This is a genomic window from Kitasatospora sp. NPDC087314, assembly GCF_044744365.1.
Lineage (GTDB): Bacteria > Actinomycetota > Actinomycetes > Streptomycetales > Streptomycetaceae > Kitasatospora.
On the sequence record NZ_JBIUYE010000007.1, the window covers coordinates 389,321 to 406,907 of the forward strand.

Annotated in this window: 17 protein-coding genes and 1 pseudogene; 9 read left to right on the forward strand and 9 right to left on the reverse strand. The window is 73.0% G+C overall.

Annotated features, from left to right (window positions below):
* Positions 1-214: 214 nt before the first annotated feature.
* Positions 215-1,033 carry a methyltransferase domain-containing protein gene (locus ACIO5E_RS18160; protein ID WP_400668602.1) on the reverse strand — a complete coding sequence of 273 codons (819 nt, stop codon included), beginning with the start codon at positions 1,031-1,033 and terminating at the stop codon, positions 215-217.
* A 157-nt stretch (positions 1,034-1,190) separates the two neighbouring features.
* On the opposite strand from ACIO5E_RS18160, the pseudogene ACIO5E_RS18165 reads away from it, so the two are divergent.
* Positions 1,191-2,320 (forward strand): annotated as a pseudogene (locus tag ACIO5E_RS18165) (dihydrofolate reductase family protein).
* A gap of 73 nt (positions 2,321-2,393) precedes the next feature.
* Positions 2,394-3,059: an HAD-IA family hydrolase gene (locus ACIO5E_RS18170; RefSeq protein WP_400668605.1), complete on the forward strand. Its 666-nt coding sequence runs from the start codon at positions 2,394-2,396 to the stop codon at positions 3,057-3,059.
* Between the two features lie 188 nt (positions 3,060-3,247).
* Here the strand turns inward: ACIO5E_RS18170 and ychF are convergent, their stop codons facing one another.
* Together ychF and ACIO5E_RS18180 are read right to left on the reverse strand one after the other, a co-directional pair.
* Positions 3,248-4,321 carry a redox-regulated ATPase YchF gene (ychF, locus tag ACIO5E_RS18175; RefSeq protein ID WP_400668608.1) on the reverse strand — a complete coding sequence of 358 codons (1,074 nt, stop codon included), beginning with the start codon at positions 4,319-4,321 and terminating at the stop codon, positions 3,248-3,250.
* A gap of 75 nt (positions 4,322-4,396) precedes the next feature.
* A complete protein-coding gene (locus tag ACIO5E_RS18180; protein ID WP_400668611.1) occupies positions 4,397-4,789 on the reverse strand; it encodes a VOC family protein in 393 nt (130 codons plus the stop codon).
* A gap of 161 nt (positions 4,790-4,950) precedes the next feature.
* Here ACIO5E_RS18180 and ACIO5E_RS18185 point away from each other — a divergent pair, with 161 nt between their 5' ends.
* The gene (locus ACIO5E_RS18185) at positions 4,951-5,577 is read left to right on the forward strand and encodes a DUF6542 domain-containing protein (protein WP_400668614.1); all 627 of its coding nucleotides are present in this window, start codon (positions 4,951-4,953) and stop codon (positions 5,575-5,577) included.
* A 22-nt stretch (positions 5,578-5,599) separates the two neighbouring features.
* Here the strand turns inward: ACIO5E_RS18185 and ppgK are convergent, their stop codons facing one another.
* Positions 5,600-6,346, reverse strand: a complete 747-nt coding sequence (gene ppgK, locus ACIO5E_RS18190; protein ID WP_400668616.1) for a polyphosphate--glucose phosphotransferase — start codon at positions 6,344-6,346, stop codon at positions 5,600-5,602.
* A 131-nt stretch (positions 6,347-6,477) separates the two neighbouring features.
* Positions 6,478-7,452 (reverse strand): 4-hydroxy-3-methylbut-2-enyl diphosphate reductase, encoded by a 975-nt coding sequence (locus tag ACIO5E_RS18195; protein ID WP_280676446.1) that lies wholly within the window; start codon positions 7,450-7,452, stop codon positions 6,478-6,480.
* An 87-nt stretch (positions 7,453-7,539) separates the two neighbouring features.
* Here ACIO5E_RS18195 and ACIO5E_RS18200 point away from each other — a divergent pair, with 87 nt between their 5' ends.
* From ACIO5E_RS18200 to ACIO5E_RS18215, 4 genes are all read left to right on the forward strand, one after another.
* Entirely contained in the window at positions 7,540-8,889 is a 1,350-nt protein-coding gene (locus ACIO5E_RS18200; protein WP_400668619.1) for an APC family permease, read from the forward strand.
* Between the two features lie 10 nt (positions 8,890-8,899).
* Complete coding sequence (xseA, locus tag ACIO5E_RS18205; RefSeq protein WP_400668622.1) at positions 8,900-10,120, forward strand: exodeoxyribonuclease VII large subunit; 1,221 nt, start codon at positions 8,900-8,902, stop codon at positions 10,118-10,120.
* Between the two features lie 98 nt (positions 10,121-10,218).
* Positions 10,219-10,476, forward strand: coding sequence for an exodeoxyribonuclease VII small subunit (locus ACIO5E_RS18210; RefSeq protein ID WP_400668624.1), 258 nt, complete (start codon positions 10,219-10,221; stop codon positions 10,474-10,476).
* 112 nt (positions 10,477-10,588) lie between these two features.
* On the forward strand, positions 10,589-11,191 hold the full coding sequence (locus ACIO5E_RS18215) for a malonic semialdehyde reductase (RefSeq protein ID WP_400668626.1): 603 nt from the start codon (positions 10,589-10,591) through the stop codon (positions 11,189-11,191).
* Between the two features lie 151 nt (positions 11,192-11,342).
* Here the strand turns inward: ACIO5E_RS18215 and ACIO5E_RS18220 are convergent, their stop codons facing one another.
* Positions 11,343-11,879 carry a DUF4245 domain-containing protein gene (locus ACIO5E_RS18220; protein WP_400668628.1) on the reverse strand — a complete coding sequence of 179 codons (537 nt, stop codon included), beginning with the start codon at positions 11,877-11,879 and terminating at the stop codon, positions 11,343-11,345.
* A 215-nt stretch (positions 11,880-12,094) separates the two neighbouring features.
* Between ACIO5E_RS18220 and glpX the strand changes: the two genes are divergently transcribed.
* The gene (gene glpX, locus ACIO5E_RS18225; protein WP_280676458.1) at positions 12,095-13,135 is read left to right on the forward strand and encodes a class II fructose-bisphosphatase; all 1,041 of its coding nucleotides are present in this window, start codon (positions 12,095-12,097) and stop codon (positions 13,133-13,135) included.
* 151 nt (positions 13,136-13,286) lie between these two features.
* Here the strand turns inward: glpX and ACIO5E_RS18230 are convergent, their stop codons facing one another.
* Positions 13,287-13,682: a WhiB family transcriptional regulator gene (locus ACIO5E_RS18230; protein WP_400668761.1), complete on the reverse strand. Its 396-nt coding sequence runs from the start codon at positions 13,680-13,682 to the stop codon at positions 13,287-13,289.
* Positions 13,683-13,998: 316 nt separating this feature from the next.
* On the reverse strand, positions 13,999-14,700 hold the full coding sequence (locus ACIO5E_RS18235; protein ID WP_400668764.1) for a DUF1707 domain-containing protein: 702 nt from the start codon (positions 14,698-14,700) through the stop codon (positions 13,999-14,001).
* A gap of 205 nt (positions 14,701-14,905) precedes the next feature.
* On the opposite strand from ACIO5E_RS18235, the gene ACIO5E_RS18240 reads away from it, so the two are divergent.
* On the forward strand, positions 14,906-16,573 hold the full coding sequence (locus ACIO5E_RS18240) for a fumarate hydratase (protein ID WP_400668630.1): 1,668 nt from the start codon (positions 14,906-14,908) through the stop codon (positions 16,571-16,573).
* A 66-nt stretch (positions 16,574-16,639) separates the two neighbouring features.
* Here the strand turns inward: ACIO5E_RS18240 and ACIO5E_RS18245 are convergent, their stop codons facing one another.
* Complete coding sequence (locus ACIO5E_RS18245) at positions 16,640-17,398, reverse strand: GntR family transcriptional regulator (RefSeq protein ID WP_400668633.1); 759 nt, start codon at positions 17,396-17,398, stop codon at positions 16,640-16,642.
* Positions 17,399-17,587 lie beyond the last annotated feature (189 nt).

The following is a 17,587-nucleotide window of genomic DNA, read 5'->3' on the forward strand; positions in this document are numbered from 1 at the left end:
GCGGACTCAGGCTTGGACACGTGCGCTCCCCCGGCCCGCCGGTACGGGCATCAACTCGGCAGTTCGACTCGTCGGCTCGCCCCTCCAGCGGCGGGCCGGACGGGCCCGAACGGACCCGGTACGAGCGGACGCGCGACTTTACCTGATCTTTCCGAACGTCCGCGCGACCGTTTCGTCCGCCCCCGTCTCGCCCCCGATCGTCCCCGGCCCCCGGTCAGCCGCGTGCCAGGATCTCGCCGTGCAGCATGGAGAACCAGCCGTCCCCGGCGGCGCTCCACTCCTGCCAGCCGGCCGCGATCCGCTCCAGTCCGGCCCGGTCCGCGAAGCCCCGCTCCACCGCCGCCCGGCCGATCGTGGAGCCGGTGACCCGGTCCGCCCACATCCCGCCCCACCAGGCGCGCTGCTCGGGCGTCGCGTACGTCCAGGTGGTGGCGGTCGCCGCGATGTCGGCGAAGCCCGCCGCCCGCGCCCAGGACAGCAGCCGCCGCCCGGCGTCCGGCTCACCGCCGTTGGCCCGGGCGATCCGCTCGTACAACTCCAACCAGCGGTCCAGCGCGGGCACTTCGGGGAACCAGGTCATCGACGCGTAGTCGACGTCCCGCGCCGCGACCACGCCGCCCGGCGCCACCACCCGGCGCATCTCGCGCAGCGCGGCCACCGGGTCGGCCACGTGCTGCAGCACCTGGTGGGCGTGCACCACGTCGAACTCGCCGTCCGCGTAGGGCAGTCCGTGGACGTCGGCGACCTCGAACACGACGTTCGACAGGCCGCGCCCGGCCACGTACGCGGCCGCCTGCTCCATCACCTCGGCGGAGGTGTCCACGGCCACCACCCGCCCGCCCGGGCCGACCAGCTCGGCCAGGTCGGCGGTGATCGTGCCGGGCCCGCAGCCGATGTCCAACAGCGCCTGCCCGGACCGCAGTTCGGGCAACAGGTAGGCGGCCGAGTCGGCGGCCGTCCGGGAGCGGTGCGAGCGCAGTACGGCCTCCTGGTGGCCGTGCGTGTAGACGGCGACGGGCTGCTGTCCGGTCATGGGATCCCCCTGGGGCGTGGTCGGTTTCCGCGACGCCTTCGACGCTACCGGACGTTCCGAATGCCGAGAGGATTCGTCTCACATGGCGACCATCTGCCGGTCGCACCACCCCCGTCGGCCGTACCGTGGAGGCGCCCCCGACAGAACGGTCCCCGCCATGCCCGGCCAGCGCCCCTTCGTCCTGCTGAGCGCCGCGATGTCCCTCGACGGCCACCTCGACGACGCCTCCCCCGACCGCCTGCTGCTCTCCAACCAGGCCGACTTCGACCGGGTCGACGCGGAGCGCGCGGCCGCCGACGCGATCCTGGTCGGCGGCAACACGCTGCGCGCCGACAACCCGCGCCTGCTGGTCAACGACCCCGCCCGCCGGGCCGCCCGACTCGCGGCCGGCCGCGCCGAGTACCCGCTGAAGGTGACGCTCAGCGCGAGCGGCGCGCTCGACGCAAGCCTGCGCTTCTGGCACACCGGCGGCGCCAAGCTCGCCTACACCACCGACACCGGCGCGGCGGTGCTGCGGCCCCGCCTGGACGGGCTGGCCGAGGTGGTCACGCTCGGCGGCGCGGTGGACCCCGGTGCGGTGCTGGACGACCTGGGCGCGCGCGGGGTGCGCCGACTGATGGTCGAGGGCGGCGGCGGCGTGCACACCCAGTTCCTGGCCCAGGGCCTGGCGGACGAGCTCCAGCTGGTGGTCGCCCCGTTGCTGGTCGGCCAGGTCGAGGCGCCGCGGTTCGTCCGGCCCGCCGCGTTCCCGGGCGGCCCGGCCCGGCGGATGCGCCTGCTGGAGGCACGTACGGTGGGCGACGTCGTCCTGCTCAGGTACGCCCCGAAGGAGCCCGCCCCGTGACCACCGACCTCGACCACCTGCGCCGGGCCGTCGAACTCTCCCGCCGCTGCCCGCCGTCCGAGACGGCCTTCTCGGTCGGCGCGGTGATCGTCGGCGCCGACGGCGAGGTGCTGGCGGAGGGCTACAGCCGGGAGGCCGACGCGCACGACCACGCCGAGGAGGCGGCCCTCGGCAAGCTCCCGGCCGGCGACCCGCGACTGCGCGGGGCGACCGTCTACAGCTCGCTGGAACCCTGCGGACAGCGCGCCTCGCGGCCGGTGCCGTGCGCCCGACTGCTCATCGCGGCGGGCGTACCACGGGTGGTGGTGGCCTGGCGCGAGCCGGACCTGTTCGTCGCCGACTGCCAGGGCACCGCCCTGCTCGCGGCGGCCGGGGTCGAGGTGGTGGAGCTGCCGGAGCTCGCCGAGGAGGCCCGCGCGGTCAACGCCCACCTGCTCGGCTGATCTTTTGTATCCTTAGGAAACAAACAACTCAGCTCTGCGTCGTCCATTCGCCGCACCCGCGAGGAGCCACTCCATGCCCGCCACCCCCATCCAGCTGACCACGCGCGCCTTCCTCCTCGACATGGACGGCACCCTGGTCAACTCCGACGCCGTGGTCGAGCGCTGCTGGCGCCGCTGGGCCGAGCAGCAGGGCCTCGACCCGGCCGCCGTCCTGGCCGTCGCCCACGGCCGCCAGGGCCACGCGACCATGGCCGCACTGCTGCCCGACCGCCCGGTGGAGCTCAACCTCGCCGACAACGAGCGGATGCTCGCCACCGAGCGCGCCGACACCGACGGCGTCGTCCCCGTCCCCGGCGCCGCCGCCCTCCTCGCCACCCTGGCCGCCCTGCCGCACGCCCTGGTCACCTCGGCCGACCAGCCGCTCGCCCGGGTCCGGATGGCCGCCGCCGACCTGCCGCTGCCGCCCGTCCTGGTGACCGCCGAGTCCGTCGGCGCCAGCAAGCCCGACCCGGAGGGCTTCCTCAAGGGCGCCGCCGCCCTCGGCTTCGCCCCCGCCGACTGCCTCGCCTTCGAGGACTCCGACGCCGGGATCGCGGCCGCCCGGGCAGCCGGCATCCGCGTCATCGGCATCGGCCCCCGCGCCGTCGCCCACCACCCGGACGCCCACACCGACACCCTCGACGGCGTCACCGTGACCGCCGCCCCGGACGGCGTCATCACCGTCACCGTCCACCCCTGACCGGGGCGGCCGCCTGGTCGCCGGCACGCTGAATACCGGCGACCTAGAACAGCAACCCCCGGACACCGTCCGGCAGTTGGACGGCCAGCGCGTCACCCCGCTCCCGGCCGACAGACACTACTCCCCGACCCCGCCGAAGCACAACGGGCCCGGCCCCGAAAGGCCAGGCCCGTCCCGTCCGGCACCGGTCACACGTTGAAGCGGAACTCCACCACGTCGCCGTCCTGCATGATGTACTCCTTGCCCTCGATGCGGGCCTTGCCCTTGGAGCGGGCCTCGGCGATGGAGCCGGTCTCGACCAGGTCGGCGAAGGAGATCACCTCGGCCTTGATGAAGCCCTTCTGGAAGTCGGTGTGGATGACTCCGGCGGCCTCGGGGGCGGTGGCGCCCTTCTTGATGGTCCAGGCGCGGGTCTCCTTGGGGCCTGCGGTGAGGTAGGTCTGCAGGCCCAGGGTGTCGAAGCCGACGCGGGCGAGGGTGGCGAGGCCGGGCTCCTCCTGGCCCATCGACTGGAGCAGCTCCAGGGCCTCGTCGTCGTCGAGCTCGATCAGCTCGGACTCGATCTTGGCGTTGAGGAAGATCGCCTCGGCCGGGGCGACCAGCTCGCGCTGGGCGTTCTTGAAGTCCTCGTCGGCCAGCTCGGCCTCGTCCACGTTGAAGACGTAGAGGAAGGGCTTGGCGGTCAGCAGGTGGAGGTCTCGGATCGGGGTGGTGTCGAAGCCGGCCTCGAAGAGGGTCTTGCCGGTCTCCAGGACCGCCTGCGCGGCCTCGGCGGCGGCCAGCACGGGGGCGGTGTCCTTCTTGAGGCGCGCCTCCTTCTGGAGCCGCGGCAGGACCTTCTCGATGGTCTGGAGGTCGGCCAGGATCAGCTCGGTGTGGATGGTCTCGATGTCGTCCTTGGGCGACACCTTGCCGTCCACGTGCACCACGTCCGGGTCGGTGAAGGCGCGCACGACCTGGCAGATCGCGTCCGACTCACGGATGTTGGCGAGGAACTTGTTGCCCAGGCCCTCGCCCTCGCTGGCGCCGCGCACGATGCCGGCGATGTCGACGAAGTCGACGGTGGCCGGGAGGATGCGCTGGGAGCCGAAGATCTCGGCGAGCTTGGCCAGCCGCGTGTCCGGGACGCCGACGACGCCGACGTTCGGCTCGATGGTGGCGAACGGGTAGTTGGCCGCCAGCACGTCGTTCTTGGTCAGGGCGTTGAACAGGGTCGACTTGCCGACGTTCGGCAGGCCGACGATTCCGATCGTGAGCGACATGAAGCGCAGTCCCGGGGGCTTGGAGGAGTTGGGTCGGCACCGTGCGGGCCGACCCCCAAGTCTACGGGCAGCGCCTCACGCCTCGGTCGGCGCCGGGAGGGGCTCCAGGAACTCCAGCCGGTTGCCCAGGTTGTCGGCGGCGTGGAAGCGACGGTGGCCGGGCAGGTCGTCGTCCCAGACCACCTCGTGGCCGTGCGCGGTGAGCCGTTCGGCGAGCGCGTCCAGCGAGCCCACCTGGATGCCCGGGTGCCCCTTGCGGGCCGGGCGGAAGTCCGGGGTGACACCGAGGTGCACCTCGACCCCGCCGCTGCGGAACCAGCAGCCGCCGCGGGCGGCGAGCACCGGCGGCTTCTCCAGTTCCGCCATGCCGAGGACACCGGCCCAGAAGGCGCGGCACTGGTCCTCCGCGCCGGCCGGGATGTCGAGCTGGACGTGGTGAAGCCGTTCGAAGCTGAAACCGCTGGTCATCGGGTCCCCCGTACACGGTCGGATGATCATGGCACGTCGAATGGGCCGGACAGGTCGGGCCCTTGAGCGACGATCACATCAGTACTCCGCACGGAGACACGGAGCAAGACCTGAACGGTCCATTACACAGTGTGGCGATGATCGGACCGTACGTTGGGCGGGTGGAGCAGAGCATCCGAACCCAGCCGCCAGGGCCCAGACGCCGACCGCCGAACGGCGCGGCCGGGGCCGCCGTCCCCGGGCCCGGCCGGGCTCCCGAGTCCGCCGGAGCCCCCGCCGCCCCGCCCGCCCGACTACGGCCGGTAGCCGGCCCGCCCGCCGCCGACCGCCCGGCCGCCCCCGGGCCGCGGCTTCGGCTGCCACTGCACGGGCGGTCCGAGGCCCCGCTGTACGGGCGGCGCCGCACCGGCCGGCCGACCCGGCTGACCGCCGTCGGCACCGGTGTGGTCGCCGTGCTGGCGACGCTCGCGGTGGCGGGCCTGGACCGGCTGCTGTTCGACGGCCTCGGCTGGCTGTTCGGCCTCGGCTACGTCGTGGTCTGCTTCCAGCTGGCCGTCCGGGTGCGCTACGCCGACCTGCTGGCCGCGCCGATCAGCGGCCCGATCGCCTTCGCGCTGGCGCTGCTGGTGCTCGGGCCGGCCACCTCCTCGGGCGTCACCGCCCACGTGGTGGCGCTGGCGACCGGGCTGGCACTGCGGGCCGGCTGGCTGTTCTCCGGCACCGGGCTGGCCGCGCTGATCGTGCTCGCCCGGTTCGTGGCCCAGCGCCGGATCCACCGCTCCCGCTGAGCAGCGCCACGGGCGGGCGGCCTCAGCCCGCCGCCCGGGCCGCCGCCATGGCCGCGCCGACGATGCCCGCGTCGTTGCGCAGCTCGGCCGGGACCACCCGTGCCTCGCGCTCGCGCAGCAGCGGCAGGAACTTCTCGTGCTTGCGGCTCACCCCGCCGCCGATCACGATCAGCTGCGGCGAGAACAGCATCTCGACCAGGTCCAGGTACTCGTCGACCCGCTCGCTCCACTGCTCCCAGGTCAGCCCGTGCCGCTCCTTGGCGGCCGAGGAGGCCCGGCGCTCGGCGTCCTTGCCGCGCAGTTCCAGGTGGCCCAGCTCGGTGTTGGGCACCAGCGCGCCGTCCACGAAGAGCGCGCTGCCGATGCCGGTGCCGAAAGTGAGCACCAGCACCACGCCGGGCTGGTCGCGTCCGGCGCCGTGCGCGGTCTCGGCGAGTCCGGCCGCGTCCGCGTCGTTGAGCACGGTCGCGGGCAGGTCCAGCGCCTCGCGGAACAGGCCCGCGGCGTCCAGGCCGATCCAGCCCTTGTCCACGTTGGCAGCGGTTCTGGTCCGGCCGCCGACCACCACGCCGGGGAAGGTGAGCCCGACCGGGCCCCGGTGGTCGAAGTGGCGGACCACCTCGCGGACGGCCTCGACCACGGCCTCGGGGGCGGACGGCTGCGGGGTGAGCACCTTGTACCGCTCCTGGGCCGGCGCCCCCCGTCCGAGGTCGACCGGGGCGCCCTTGATGCCCGAACCGCCGATGTCCACGCCGAATACCGCCGTCATCACGACCACCCTCCGCCGAGGCCGCGGACCCTCGTGTCCACAGCCTGTGCACAAAAGTACGAGAGCCCGAACGCGCCCGCACAGCAAAGGACCCGGTACCCCGTCCGGGCACCGGGTCCTCCCGAACGGGACTACAGCTTGCCCGCGGCCTCGGCGCGCAGGTCGCGGCGCAGTTCCTTGGGCAGCGAGAAGGTCAGGTGCTCCTCGGCGGTCTTGACCGTCTCGACCGTCTCGTAGCCGCGCGCGGCCAGCCACTCCAGCACGCCCTCGACCAGGATCTCCGGCACCGAGGCGCCGCTGGTCAGGCCGACCGTGGTGACGCCCTCCAGCCAGGCCTCCTGGATCTCCTCGGCGAAGTCCACCAGGTGGGCGGCCTTGGCGCCGTACTCCAGGCCGACCTCGACCAGGCGGACGGAGTTGGAGGAGTTCTTGGAGCCGACGACGATCAGCAGGTCGGTCTCGGGGGCCATCTGCTTGACCGCGACCTGGCGGTTCTGGGTGGCGTAGCAGATGTCGTCGCTGGGCGGGCTGACCAGCGCCGGGAAGCGCTTCTTCAGCTCGCCGACGGTGGCCATGGTCTCGTCCACCGACAGGGTGGTCTGGGACAGCCAGACGACCCTGGACTCGTCCCGAACCTTCACGTTGGCGACGTCCTCCGCGCCGTCCACCAGGTGGATCCGGTCCGGCGCCTCGCCCATCGTCCCGACGACCTCCTCGTGGCCCTCGTGGCCCACCAGCAGGATGTCGAAGTCCTCGTCGGCGAAGCGCACGGCCTCCTTGTGCACCTTGGTGACCAGCGGGCAGGTGGCGTCGATGGTGGCGAGCCGACCCGCCTTCGCCTCGTCGTGGACGGACGGGGCGACGCCGTGCGCGGAGAAGACCACGATCGAGCCCTCGGGCACCTCCTCCGTCTCGTCGACGAAGATCGCGCCCTTCTTCTCCAGGGTCTGCACCACGTACTTGTTGTGGACGATCTGCTTGCGGACGTAGATGGGGGCCCCGTACTGCTCCAGGGCCTTCTCCACGGCGATCACGGCGCGGTCGACACCCGCGCAGTAGCCCCGGGGGGCGGCGAGCAGGACACGGCGCTGCGCGGTGTTGGACATGGCTCCATCGTACGGGCGGCGCCGAGCCGCGCCGACGGCAGGCGCTTTCCGGACAGACCCGGTCGTCGGTGCTCAAATGTGGTGTCTATGAGCTCCGCGAACGGGCAGACGGCACCGGGCGGCCTGCGCCGCACCCTGGGTGTCCGCGACCTGATGGTCTACGGCCTGCTGTTCATCGCCCCGATGGCACCGGTCGGCGTGTTCGGCGTCCTGGACGCCAGGAGCCACGGCGCCGTCGCCACGGTCTACCTGGCCGCGACGGTCGCGATGGGCTTCACCGCCCTCTCGTACGCCCAGATGGTGCGTGCGGTGCCGCAGACCGGCTCGGTGTTCGCCTACGCGCGGGCCGGGCTGGGCGAGGGGCCCGGGTTCATCGCCGGCTGGATGGCGATGCTCGACTACCTGCTGATCCCGGCGGTCGCCTACCTGTTCTCCGGGATCGCGCTGAACTCGCTGGTGCCCGAGGTCTCCCGCTGGGTCTGGACGGCGCTCGCGGTGGTGGTGACCACCGCGCTCAACCTGGTCGGTGTGCGGACGGCGGCCGTGGTCGGCTTCGCGGTGCTCGCCCTGGAGATCGCGGTGCTGGCGGTGTTCGTCGCCGCGGCCGTGGTGGCGCTGGTCCAGGACGGCGCCCGGCGCGGCTGGGACACCCCGTTCACCGCCGTCGGCCCCTTCTCGCCGGCCGCGGTGGTCTCGGCGGTCTCCGTCGCGGTGCTCTCCTACCTGGGCTTCGACGCGATCGCGACCTTCGTCGAGGAGGCGGTCGGCGCCTCGGCGGCGGTGGCCCGGGCGGTGCTCTGGTGTCTGGCGCTGGCCGGGGTGCTGTTCGTCGCGCAGACGTACCTGGCGGCGCTGCTGGAGCCGACGACCCCGCAGCAGCTGGCCGCCGACCCGGCGGCGCAGGGCTCGGCCTTCTACGACACCGTGGAGAGCGGGATCGGGCACTGGCTGCACGTCCTGGTGGCGGCCAGCAAGGCGATCGGCGCGGCCTTCGCGGCGCTGGCCGGGCAGGCGGCGGCCGGGCGGCTGGTCTTCGCGATGGGCCGGGAGGGGCGGCCGCCGCGCGTCCTCGGCACGGTCGACCCGGCCACCGCGGTGCCGCGCCGGGCACTGCTGGTGGCCGCGGTGATCACCATGGCCGCGGCGGTCTGGGCGGCCGACCGGGACGACGGGCTGGACCAGCTGACCTCGGTGGTCAACGTGGGCGCGCTGACCGCCTTCGCACTGCTGCACGCCTCGGTGATCGGCTGGTACACGGTGCGGCACGGCTCCCGGGACCGGCTGCGGCACCTGGCCGTCCCGGCCCTGGGGATCGCGGTGATCGGCGCGGTGGTCTACGAGGCCTCGACGACCGCGCAGATCGTCGGGCTGATCTGGCTGGCGGTCGGCCTGGTGGTGCTGGGCGTCCAGGGTTCCCCCGCTTCCGGCAGGCCCTAACCTCGTACGCATGGCCAACACGAGCTCCCCCGAAGCCCCGCTCCCGGTCGGCAAGGTCTCCGCGCTGATCGGCGGCTGGATCGACCGGCTCGGCTCGGTCTGGGTGGAGGGGCAGATCACCCAGCTCAGTCGCCGGCCCGGGGCGGGCGTGGTGTTCCTGACCCTGCGCGACCCGCAGGCGGACGTGTCGCTCACGGTGACCTGCTTCCGCTCGGTGTTCGACCAGGTCGCGGACGTGGTGCAGGAGGGCGCCCGGGTCGTCGTGCACGCCAAGCCGGAGTGGTACGCGGCGCGCGGGCAGCTGTCGCTGCGGGCCTCGGAGATCCGGCCGGTCGGACTGGGCGAGCTGCTGGCCCGGCTGGAACAGCTGAAGCGACGGCTCGCCGGGGAGGGCCTGTTCGCGGCCGAGCGCAAGCGGCCGCTGCCGTTCCTGCCGCAGTGCGTCGGGCTGGTCACCGGGCGCGGCTCGGCGGCCGAGCGGGACGTGCTGGAGAACGCCCGGCGGCGCTGGCCGGCCGTCCGCTTCGAGGTGCGCAACGTCCCGGTGCAGGGGGTCAGCGCGGTGGAGCGGGTGAGCGCGGCCGTCCGGGAGCTGGACGAGCACCCCGAGGTGGACGTGATCATCGTGGCCCGCGGAGGCGGCAGCGTCGAGGACCTGCTGCCGTTCTCGGACGAGGGGCTGGTGCGGCTGGTCGCAGCCGCCCGCACGCCGGTGGTGAGCGCGATCGGCCACGAGCCGGACCAGCCGCTGCTGGACTTCGTCGCCGACCTGCGCGCATCCACTCCGACCGATGCCGCCAAACGGGTGGTTCCGGACGTCGGCGAGGAGCTGGCCAAGGTCCGCCAGCTGCGGGACCGCGCCCGACGGCACGTCCTCGGCCGGGTCGAGCGCGAGCAGCACGGGCTGGACGGCCTGCGCAGCCGCCCCGCGCTGGCCGCCCCGCACCGGATGCTGGACGGGCGCGGCCAGGAGGTCGGCGCGCTGCTGGAACGGGCCCGGCGCACCCTGCGGCACCGGCTGGACCACGCGCAGAGCGACCTCGGGCACACCCTCGCGCGGGTGGTCGCGCTCTCCCCGGCGGCCACCCTGGAGCGCGGCTACGCGGTGCTGCAGCGTGCGGACGGCACGGTGGTGACCGATCCGGCGCAGGTCACGGCCGGTGAGGGACTGCACGCCAGGGTGGCGGGCGGGTCCTTCGGCGTCGCGGTGGAGGACGGCCGGGGCGCGTAGCAGCCCGCCCTCGCCGGAGCCGAGGCTGCGGGCCCGCGGTGGCGCGACTCACCGCCGCCGCGGCCGTTCCGTCGGTGCCAGCCCCTACGCTGGCACGCATGGCAGAGCAGCAGGAGCAGCAGGGCGCGGCGGCGCCGACCCCGGACGACGCGCTGGGCTACGAGCACGCCCGGGACGCGCTGCTGGAGGTGGTCCGGCAGTTGGAGAACGGCGGGACGTCGCTGGAGGAGTCGCTGGCGCTGTGGGAGCGCGGCGAGCAGCTGGCGAAGGTGTGCCAGCGCTGGCTGGACGGCGCCCGGGCCCGGCTGGACGCGGCGCTGGCCGCCGAGGAGGACGGGGCCGCAGGCAGCGAGTGACGCAGCTCACAGGAGGCCGGGGAATCGTTGAAAGTTCACCCATGTTGGGATGGAGTGACCGGCCCCGGCCGGTCACTCCGACGAACCCCTCCCGCATGAGGTGCAGACAAGCATGACCACCGACGCCCTGGTACTCGACGCCGCCGCTCAGGACCTGCTGTTCCGTGAGGCACGCACCGCGAACACCTTCACCGACGAGCCGGTGACCGAGGAGCAGGTCCAGGCCATCTACGACCTGGTCAAGTACGGCCCGACCGCCTTCAACCAGCAGCCGCTGCGCGTCGTCCTGGTCCGCTCGACCGAGGGCCGCGAGCGCCTCGTCCAGCACCTGGCGGACGGCAACAAGGCCAAGACCGCTGCCGCCCCGCTGGTCGCCATCCTGGCCGCGGACAACGAGTTCCACGAGGAGCTGCCGAGCCAGTTCCCGCACTTCCCGCAGGCCAAGGACGTGTTCTTCGCCGAGCGCAGCGTCCGTGAGCGCTCCGCCACGCTGAACGGCGCCCTGCAGGCCGCCTACTTCATCATCGGCGTGCGCGCCGCCGGCCTGGCCGCCGGCCCGATGACCGGCTACGACGCCGAGGGCATCAACAAGGAGTTCTTCGGCGACGGCGAGCACTCGGTGCTGGCCGTGGTCAACATCGGCAAGCCGGGCGACGACGCCTGGTTCCCGCGTTCGCCGCGCCTGGAGTACGACCAGGTCGTCACCACGGTCTGATCCGCCACGCGCGAAAGGGCCCGCACCGGTTCGTCCGGTGCGGGCCCTTTCGCATGCGTACGGGGGCGTCCACGGGTGTACGGGCGCGTTCGTGGGGCGCTCGCGGGGCGCTCGCGGGGGCGTACGGAACGGTTCGCGGGAGGGGGCGGGCCTACTTGAGCGCCTGCGCCAGCTCGGCCAGCTCCTCGTAGGAGGCGGTGCCGGTGAGCACCGTGGTCGCGCCGCCGGTCTGCACGGTCAGCGCGCGGGACTTCTCGCCCTGCAGGCGCTCCCAGGTCTGTCCGGCCACCTCCGAGGTGCCGTCCGGCTTGCCGCCGGCGATCTTGTCGGCCAGCAGCGCGTCGCGCGGGACGTCGCTCTGCTCGACCGCCGCGTACTGGCCGGACGGCGTGACGAAGCCCAGGTGCCAGGCGTTGCCCTTGCCGTTGCCGTTCGCGGCCGGCTGGTAGCCGACCGAGGTGGCCCGCCACTGGCCGGACAGCCCGTCCGGGGAGAGCAGCTGGTACGGCGCACCGCGCTTCGCGGAGGCCGCCGCCACCTTGTACTCGACCACGTGCACCGGGTCGCTGTTCGCGTCGTGCGGAAGGAACAGGTACCCGATCCAGACCACGACGCCGACCGCCAGCATCGACAGGATCATGTCCCGTACGGTCTCCCGGCCCCTGATGCGCTTGCTCTCTCCAGCCACCCCCACATGGTGACTCATCCACACACCGGCAGGGCCACCCGGGGTGCCCGCGTACGGGTGAAGCGGGGCAAACCGGCCGCACTCGATGCCGGGTGGCGACCCGCGCCACAGACAGTCATCTTGTGGGCAGATACGATCGCAGGACCCTCACCACGGCGTTCGACCAGGCAGTAGTCGGGCGCTTACTGGCCGTCGCGTACAGAGAGGTAACGACGATGACCACGCAGTACCCGCACCACCTTCCCAGCGCCCTGGAGGTCGCGCCCGAGGCTCCGGACCGGAACCTCGCGCTCGAACTCGTCCGGGTGACCGAAGCGGCCGCGATGGCCGCCGGCCGGTGGGTCGGCCGTGGCGACAAGAACGGCGCGGACGGCGCCGCCGTCAAGGCGATGCGCACCCTGGTCTCGACCGTCTCGATGAACGGCGTCGTCGTCATCGGGGAGGGCGAGAAGGACGAAGCCCCGATGCTCTACAACGGCGAGCGGGTCGGCGACGGCACCGGCGCCGAGTGCGACGTCGCGGTCGACCCGGTCGACGGCACCACGCTCACCGCCAAGGGCATGAACAACGCCGTCGCCGTCCTGGCCGTCGCCGACCGCGGCACCATGTTCGACCCCAGCGCCGTGTTCTACATGGACAAGCTCGTGGCCGGCCCCGAGGCCGCCGACTTCGTCGACATCACCGCCCCGGCGGCCGTCAACATCCGCCGGGTCGCCAAGGCCAAGGGCAGTGCCGTCGAGGACGTCACGGTCGTCGTCCTCGACCGCCCGCGCCACGACGGCCTGGTCCGGGAGATCCGCGAGGCGGGCGCCCGGATCAAGTTCATCTCCGACGGCGACGTGGCCGGCGCCATCATGGCCGCCCGCGAGGGCACCGGCGTCGACCTGCTGATGGGCGTCGGCGGCACCCCCGAGGGCATCATCGCGGCCTGCGCCATGAAGTGCATGGGCGGCGTGATCCAGGGCCGGCTGTGGCCCAAGGACGACGCCGAGCGGCAGAAGGCCCTCGACGCCGGCCACGACCTGGACCGGGTACTCACCACCGACGACCTGGTCAGCGGCGAGAACGTGTTCTTCGTCGCCACCGGCATCACCGACGGCGAGCTGCTGCGCGGCGTGCACTACCGCCAGGAGACCGCCACCACCAGCTCGCTGGTGATGCGGTCCAAGAGCGGCACGATCCGCGAGATCAACTCCGTCCACAAGCTGTCGAAGCTGCGGGCCTACAGCGCGATCGACTTCGACCGCGCGAACTGACAACCGCGCGAACCGACAACCGCGCCGACCGACACCGCGCCGACCGCGCGGACCAGGACGGGGCGAGCGCACCCGCGGCCTCGGCGGAATCCCCCTCCGCCGAGGCCGCGGCGCGTCCGGCCCGGGACCGGCCCGCAAGCCCGTCGCGGCGTCAGCCGGCTATCCGCTGCTGCCCCGCGGCCACCCGGGACGCCTCGCGCAGCTCCGGCTCCCGGCGGCGGCGCCGGGCCAGTACCACCCGCCGCTCGGCGGCCGTCAACCCGCCCCAGACCCCGTACGGCTCCGGCTGCGCCAGCGCGTGCTCGCGGCATTCCAGCAGCACCGGACACCGGGCGCACACCTGCTTCGCCTGCTCCTCGCGCGACAGCCGGGCCGCCGTCGGCTCCTTCGAGGGCGCGAAGAACAGCCCCACCTCGTCCCGCCGGCAGGCCGCACCGGTGTGCCAGGGGTTGTCCTCGCCCGAGGAAGGGGGGTTCGGGGCGGCGCCCTGGGAACCCCGGCCGCCCGGGGGGTGCGGCTGCGGCCGGACGGCCGGTCGGCGCTCCAGCAGCTGCGCGGCGGCGACGGGGGAGGTGGTGCGGGACTCGATCGGATGCAGCACGGCCGTACTCCTGACGAGACTCTCGGACACGGGGAAGCTCGCTCCCCTGCCCGGCTGCGAGCCCCCGCTGTCCAACCCCCGGACCGGCACTGGGCCGCCTCCGGTGCGCAGCCGTACAAGAAGCGATGTGCGGAAGGAACTACCCCGCCCGGCCGCGATTCATGCACACTGCACGCAATCGACTACGGAGCGCACCGGACACAACGCGGAGCGCCCGACCGGGAGTTGATCCCCGATCGGGCGCCCTGTCGGTCAACCCCGGCTACTCGGTGCCGAGTTGCTTGCGCACCCACTCCTTGAGCTTCTTGCCCCGGCGCGGCTTGGCCTCACAGCCGCCGAACACCGCGACGCCCTTGACCCGGACCACCGGTGCGTACGGGTCCGCCGCGGTCTGCTCCTTGACGTCGAATCCGCCGAAGATGCCGACGCCGCTACCGTGCAGGCTCACGTTCTCCGGCACCCGGATCTCGACCCCGCCGAACAGCGCCGTCACCTCGATCTCCACCTCGGGAGACTCGAAGACGGCGTCGGTCAGGTCGATCTCCACCCCACCGAAGGCCGCGAACGCCCTCAGGTGCGAGCCCACCCGCCAGCGGCCCCGGCGGGACGCGCCGCCGAAGACCGCCACCATCGACGCGGACTCCTGGCGCGCGGGCGGCAGCGCCGGCGCCACCGGACGCGGCGCCGGGGCCTCCAGCGGCGGCTTCTCGAACGACAGCGGCCGGTGGCTGGGCAGGTCCCGGGTGAGCGGCACCAGATCGCCGAAGGTCTTGGCGGCGTACGCGGCCCCGATCCGCTCGGCGTGCTCGTCCGCGTCCAGCCGGCCCTCGGCGTAGGCGTCCCGCAGCAGCTCCGCGATCCGCTCGCGGTCGGCGTCCGAGACCCGCAGGTCCGCCTGCGCCACCGGGGCGTGCGACGGCTGCGGCTGCGGCTTGAGCTCGGGCTTCGGTTCGGGCTTGGTCATCGGTACGGGCGCCGGCACGGGCGGCTGCCCCGGATCGTCCTGCGGCGGCGAGTTCTCCACGGCGCAAGCCTAGTCGCTCGCACGCACGGACGAGTGAGCCCGGTCACGCAGGCTGCCCTGTCCGCATGCGACGCAAGGCCGGGTCCTACCCTTGAGGGTGCTTCGCCGACGCAGCCGGACCACTGGAAACCTAAGGACCGCCCCCATGGCTCCCACGCCAGACTTCGAGTACAGCGACCTGCTCCCCCTGGGTGCTGACCCGACCCCGTACCGCAAGCTGACCTCCGAGGGTGTCTCCACCTTCGAGGCCGGCGGTCGCACCTTCCTCCAGGTCGAGCCCGAGGCCCTGCGGCTGCTCACCGCCGAGGCGATGCACGACATCTCGCACTACCTGCGCCCCGCCCACCTCGCCCAACTGCGCCGCATCCTGGACGACCCGGAGGCCAGCCCGAACGACCGCTTCGTCGCGCTCGACCTGCTGAAGAACGTCAACATCTCGGCCGGCGGCATCCTCCCGATGTGCCAGGACACCGGCACCGCCATCGTCATGGGCAAGCGCGGCCAGAACGTGCTCACCCGGGGCGGCGACGAGTCCGCCATCGCGCGCGGCGTCTTCGACGCGTACACGAAGCTCAACCTGCGCTACTCCCAGATGGCCCCGGTGACCATGTGGGACGAGAAGAACACCGGCAACAACCTGCCGGCCCAGATCGAGTTGTACGCCACCGACGGCGACGCGTACAAGTTCCTCTTCATGGCCAAGGGCGGCGGCTCCGCCAACAAGTCGTACCTGTACCAGGAGACCAAGGCCATCCTGAACGAGGCGAGCATGCTCTCGTTCCTGGAGCAGAAGATCCGCTCCCTCGGCACGGCCGCCTGCCCGCCGTACCACCTGGCCATCGTGATCGGCGGCACCAGCGCCGAGTTCGCGCTCAAGACCGCCAAGTACGCCTCCGCGCACTACCTGGACAACCTGCCGACCTCCGGCGACGCCAAGACCGGCCACGGCTTCCGGGACCTGGAGCTGGAGGCCAAGGTCACCGAACTGACCCAGAAGATCGGCATCGGCGCCCAGTTCGGCGGCAAGTACTTCTGCCACGACGTGCGCGTCGTCCGCCTGCCGCGCCACGGCGCCTCGCTGCCGGTCGCCATGGCCGTCTCCTGCTCCGCCGACCGCCAGGCGCTCGGCAAGATCACCGCCGAGGGCGTCTTCCTGGAGCAGCTGGAGACCGACCCGGCCGGGTACCTGCCGGACACCACCGACGAGCACCTGGACGACGACGTCGTGCGCGTCGACCTCAACCAGCCGATGTCCGCGATCCGCGCCGAGCTGTCCAAGTACCCGGTCAAGACCCGGCTCTCGCTCACCGGCACCCTGGTCGTCGCCCGCGACATCGCGCACGCCAAGATCAAGGAGCGCCTGGACTCCGGCGAGGGCATGCCCAAGTACCTCCAGGACCACCCCGTCTACTACGCCGGCCCGGCCAAGACCCCCGAGGGCTACGCCTCCGGCTCCTTCGGCCCCACCACCGCCGGCCGGATGGACTCCTACGTCGACCAGTTCCAGGCCGCCGGCGGCTCCATGGTCATGCTCGCCAAGGGCAACCGCAGCAAGCAGGTCACCGACGCCTGCGCCGCCCACGGCGGCTTCTACCTCGGCTCCATCGGCGGCCCGGCCGCCCGCCTGGCCCAGGACTGCATCAAGAAGGTCGAGGTCCTGGAGTACGCCGAGCTCGGCATGGAGGCCGTCTGGCGCATCGAGGTCGAGGACTTCCCGGCCTTCATCGTGGTCGACGACAAGGGCAACGACTTCTTCCGCGAGACCACCGAGGGCCCGCTGATCACCAGCCTGCGCGTCCGCTCCAAGGAGTAGCCCCCGCCCGCGTCACCCCGCCGCCCCGGCCGCCCCTCGCGGCCGGGGCGGCGTCGTCGCGCGCACTCACGCGTCGAAGTCGTACTCCAGGACGTAGGAGGCGGCGTCGAGGATCATCTCGTTGAGCTCGACGACCTGCCCCTCGTCGGCGAAAGCGGTGCGGCAGATCAGGATGACCGGGGTGCCGGCCGAGAGCTCCAGGCGGGCGGCCTCCTCCGCCCCCGGCATCCGGGAGCGGACCTCCTCGCGGAAGTGGACCGGCTTCGCGCCTATCTCGGCCAGTCGGGCGTAGGTGCCGCCCGGGCCGGTGTCCTCGCGGGTGATGGCCGTGCCGGCGACCAGGCCGGCCGGCAGGTAGGAGGTCGACAGCAGCACCGGCTTGCCGTCCAGGGCGAAGCGGCGGTGCCGTACGCACATCGGCTCGCCCGGGTCCACGCCCAGCACCCGGGCGACGTGCTCCGGGGCGACCTGCTCGGTGACGGACACCTGGTCGACCACCAGCGAGCGGTTGTCGATGTCCGCCGACCATATCGACCGGCCGGAGCCCCACTGCCCCTGCGCCAGCCGCTGGATCCCGCGCCGGCGCAGCGGGCGGAAGTCCCGGACGAAGACCCCCGCGCCCCGGCGCGCCTCGGCGATGCCCTCGCTCTGCAGCACGCCGAGCGCCTGACGGGCGGTCATCCGGGCCACGCCGTACTCGTCCATGAGGTCGTTCTCGCCCGGCAGCCGGTCGCCCGCGCAGTACTGGCCGGCGTCGATGGCCGCCTTCAGTGTGTCGGCGATCCGCTGGTACTTGGGCTGCTTGTCGCCACTGCTGCCGGTCATCGCCGCTCCCTCTCCCTCGGACAAATCGTAGGCGCGCCCGCGGCCGACAGTAAGCAGATACGACCGTTGACATCTCTAGAGATATTAGCTTCTCTAGAGATGCTGGGTAGTCGCCGAGCAGCAGGCACGCACGGACAGCGACCAGGACGCGGCCCCACCCGACGCCGCGCCCGCACCAGAGCAAGGAGC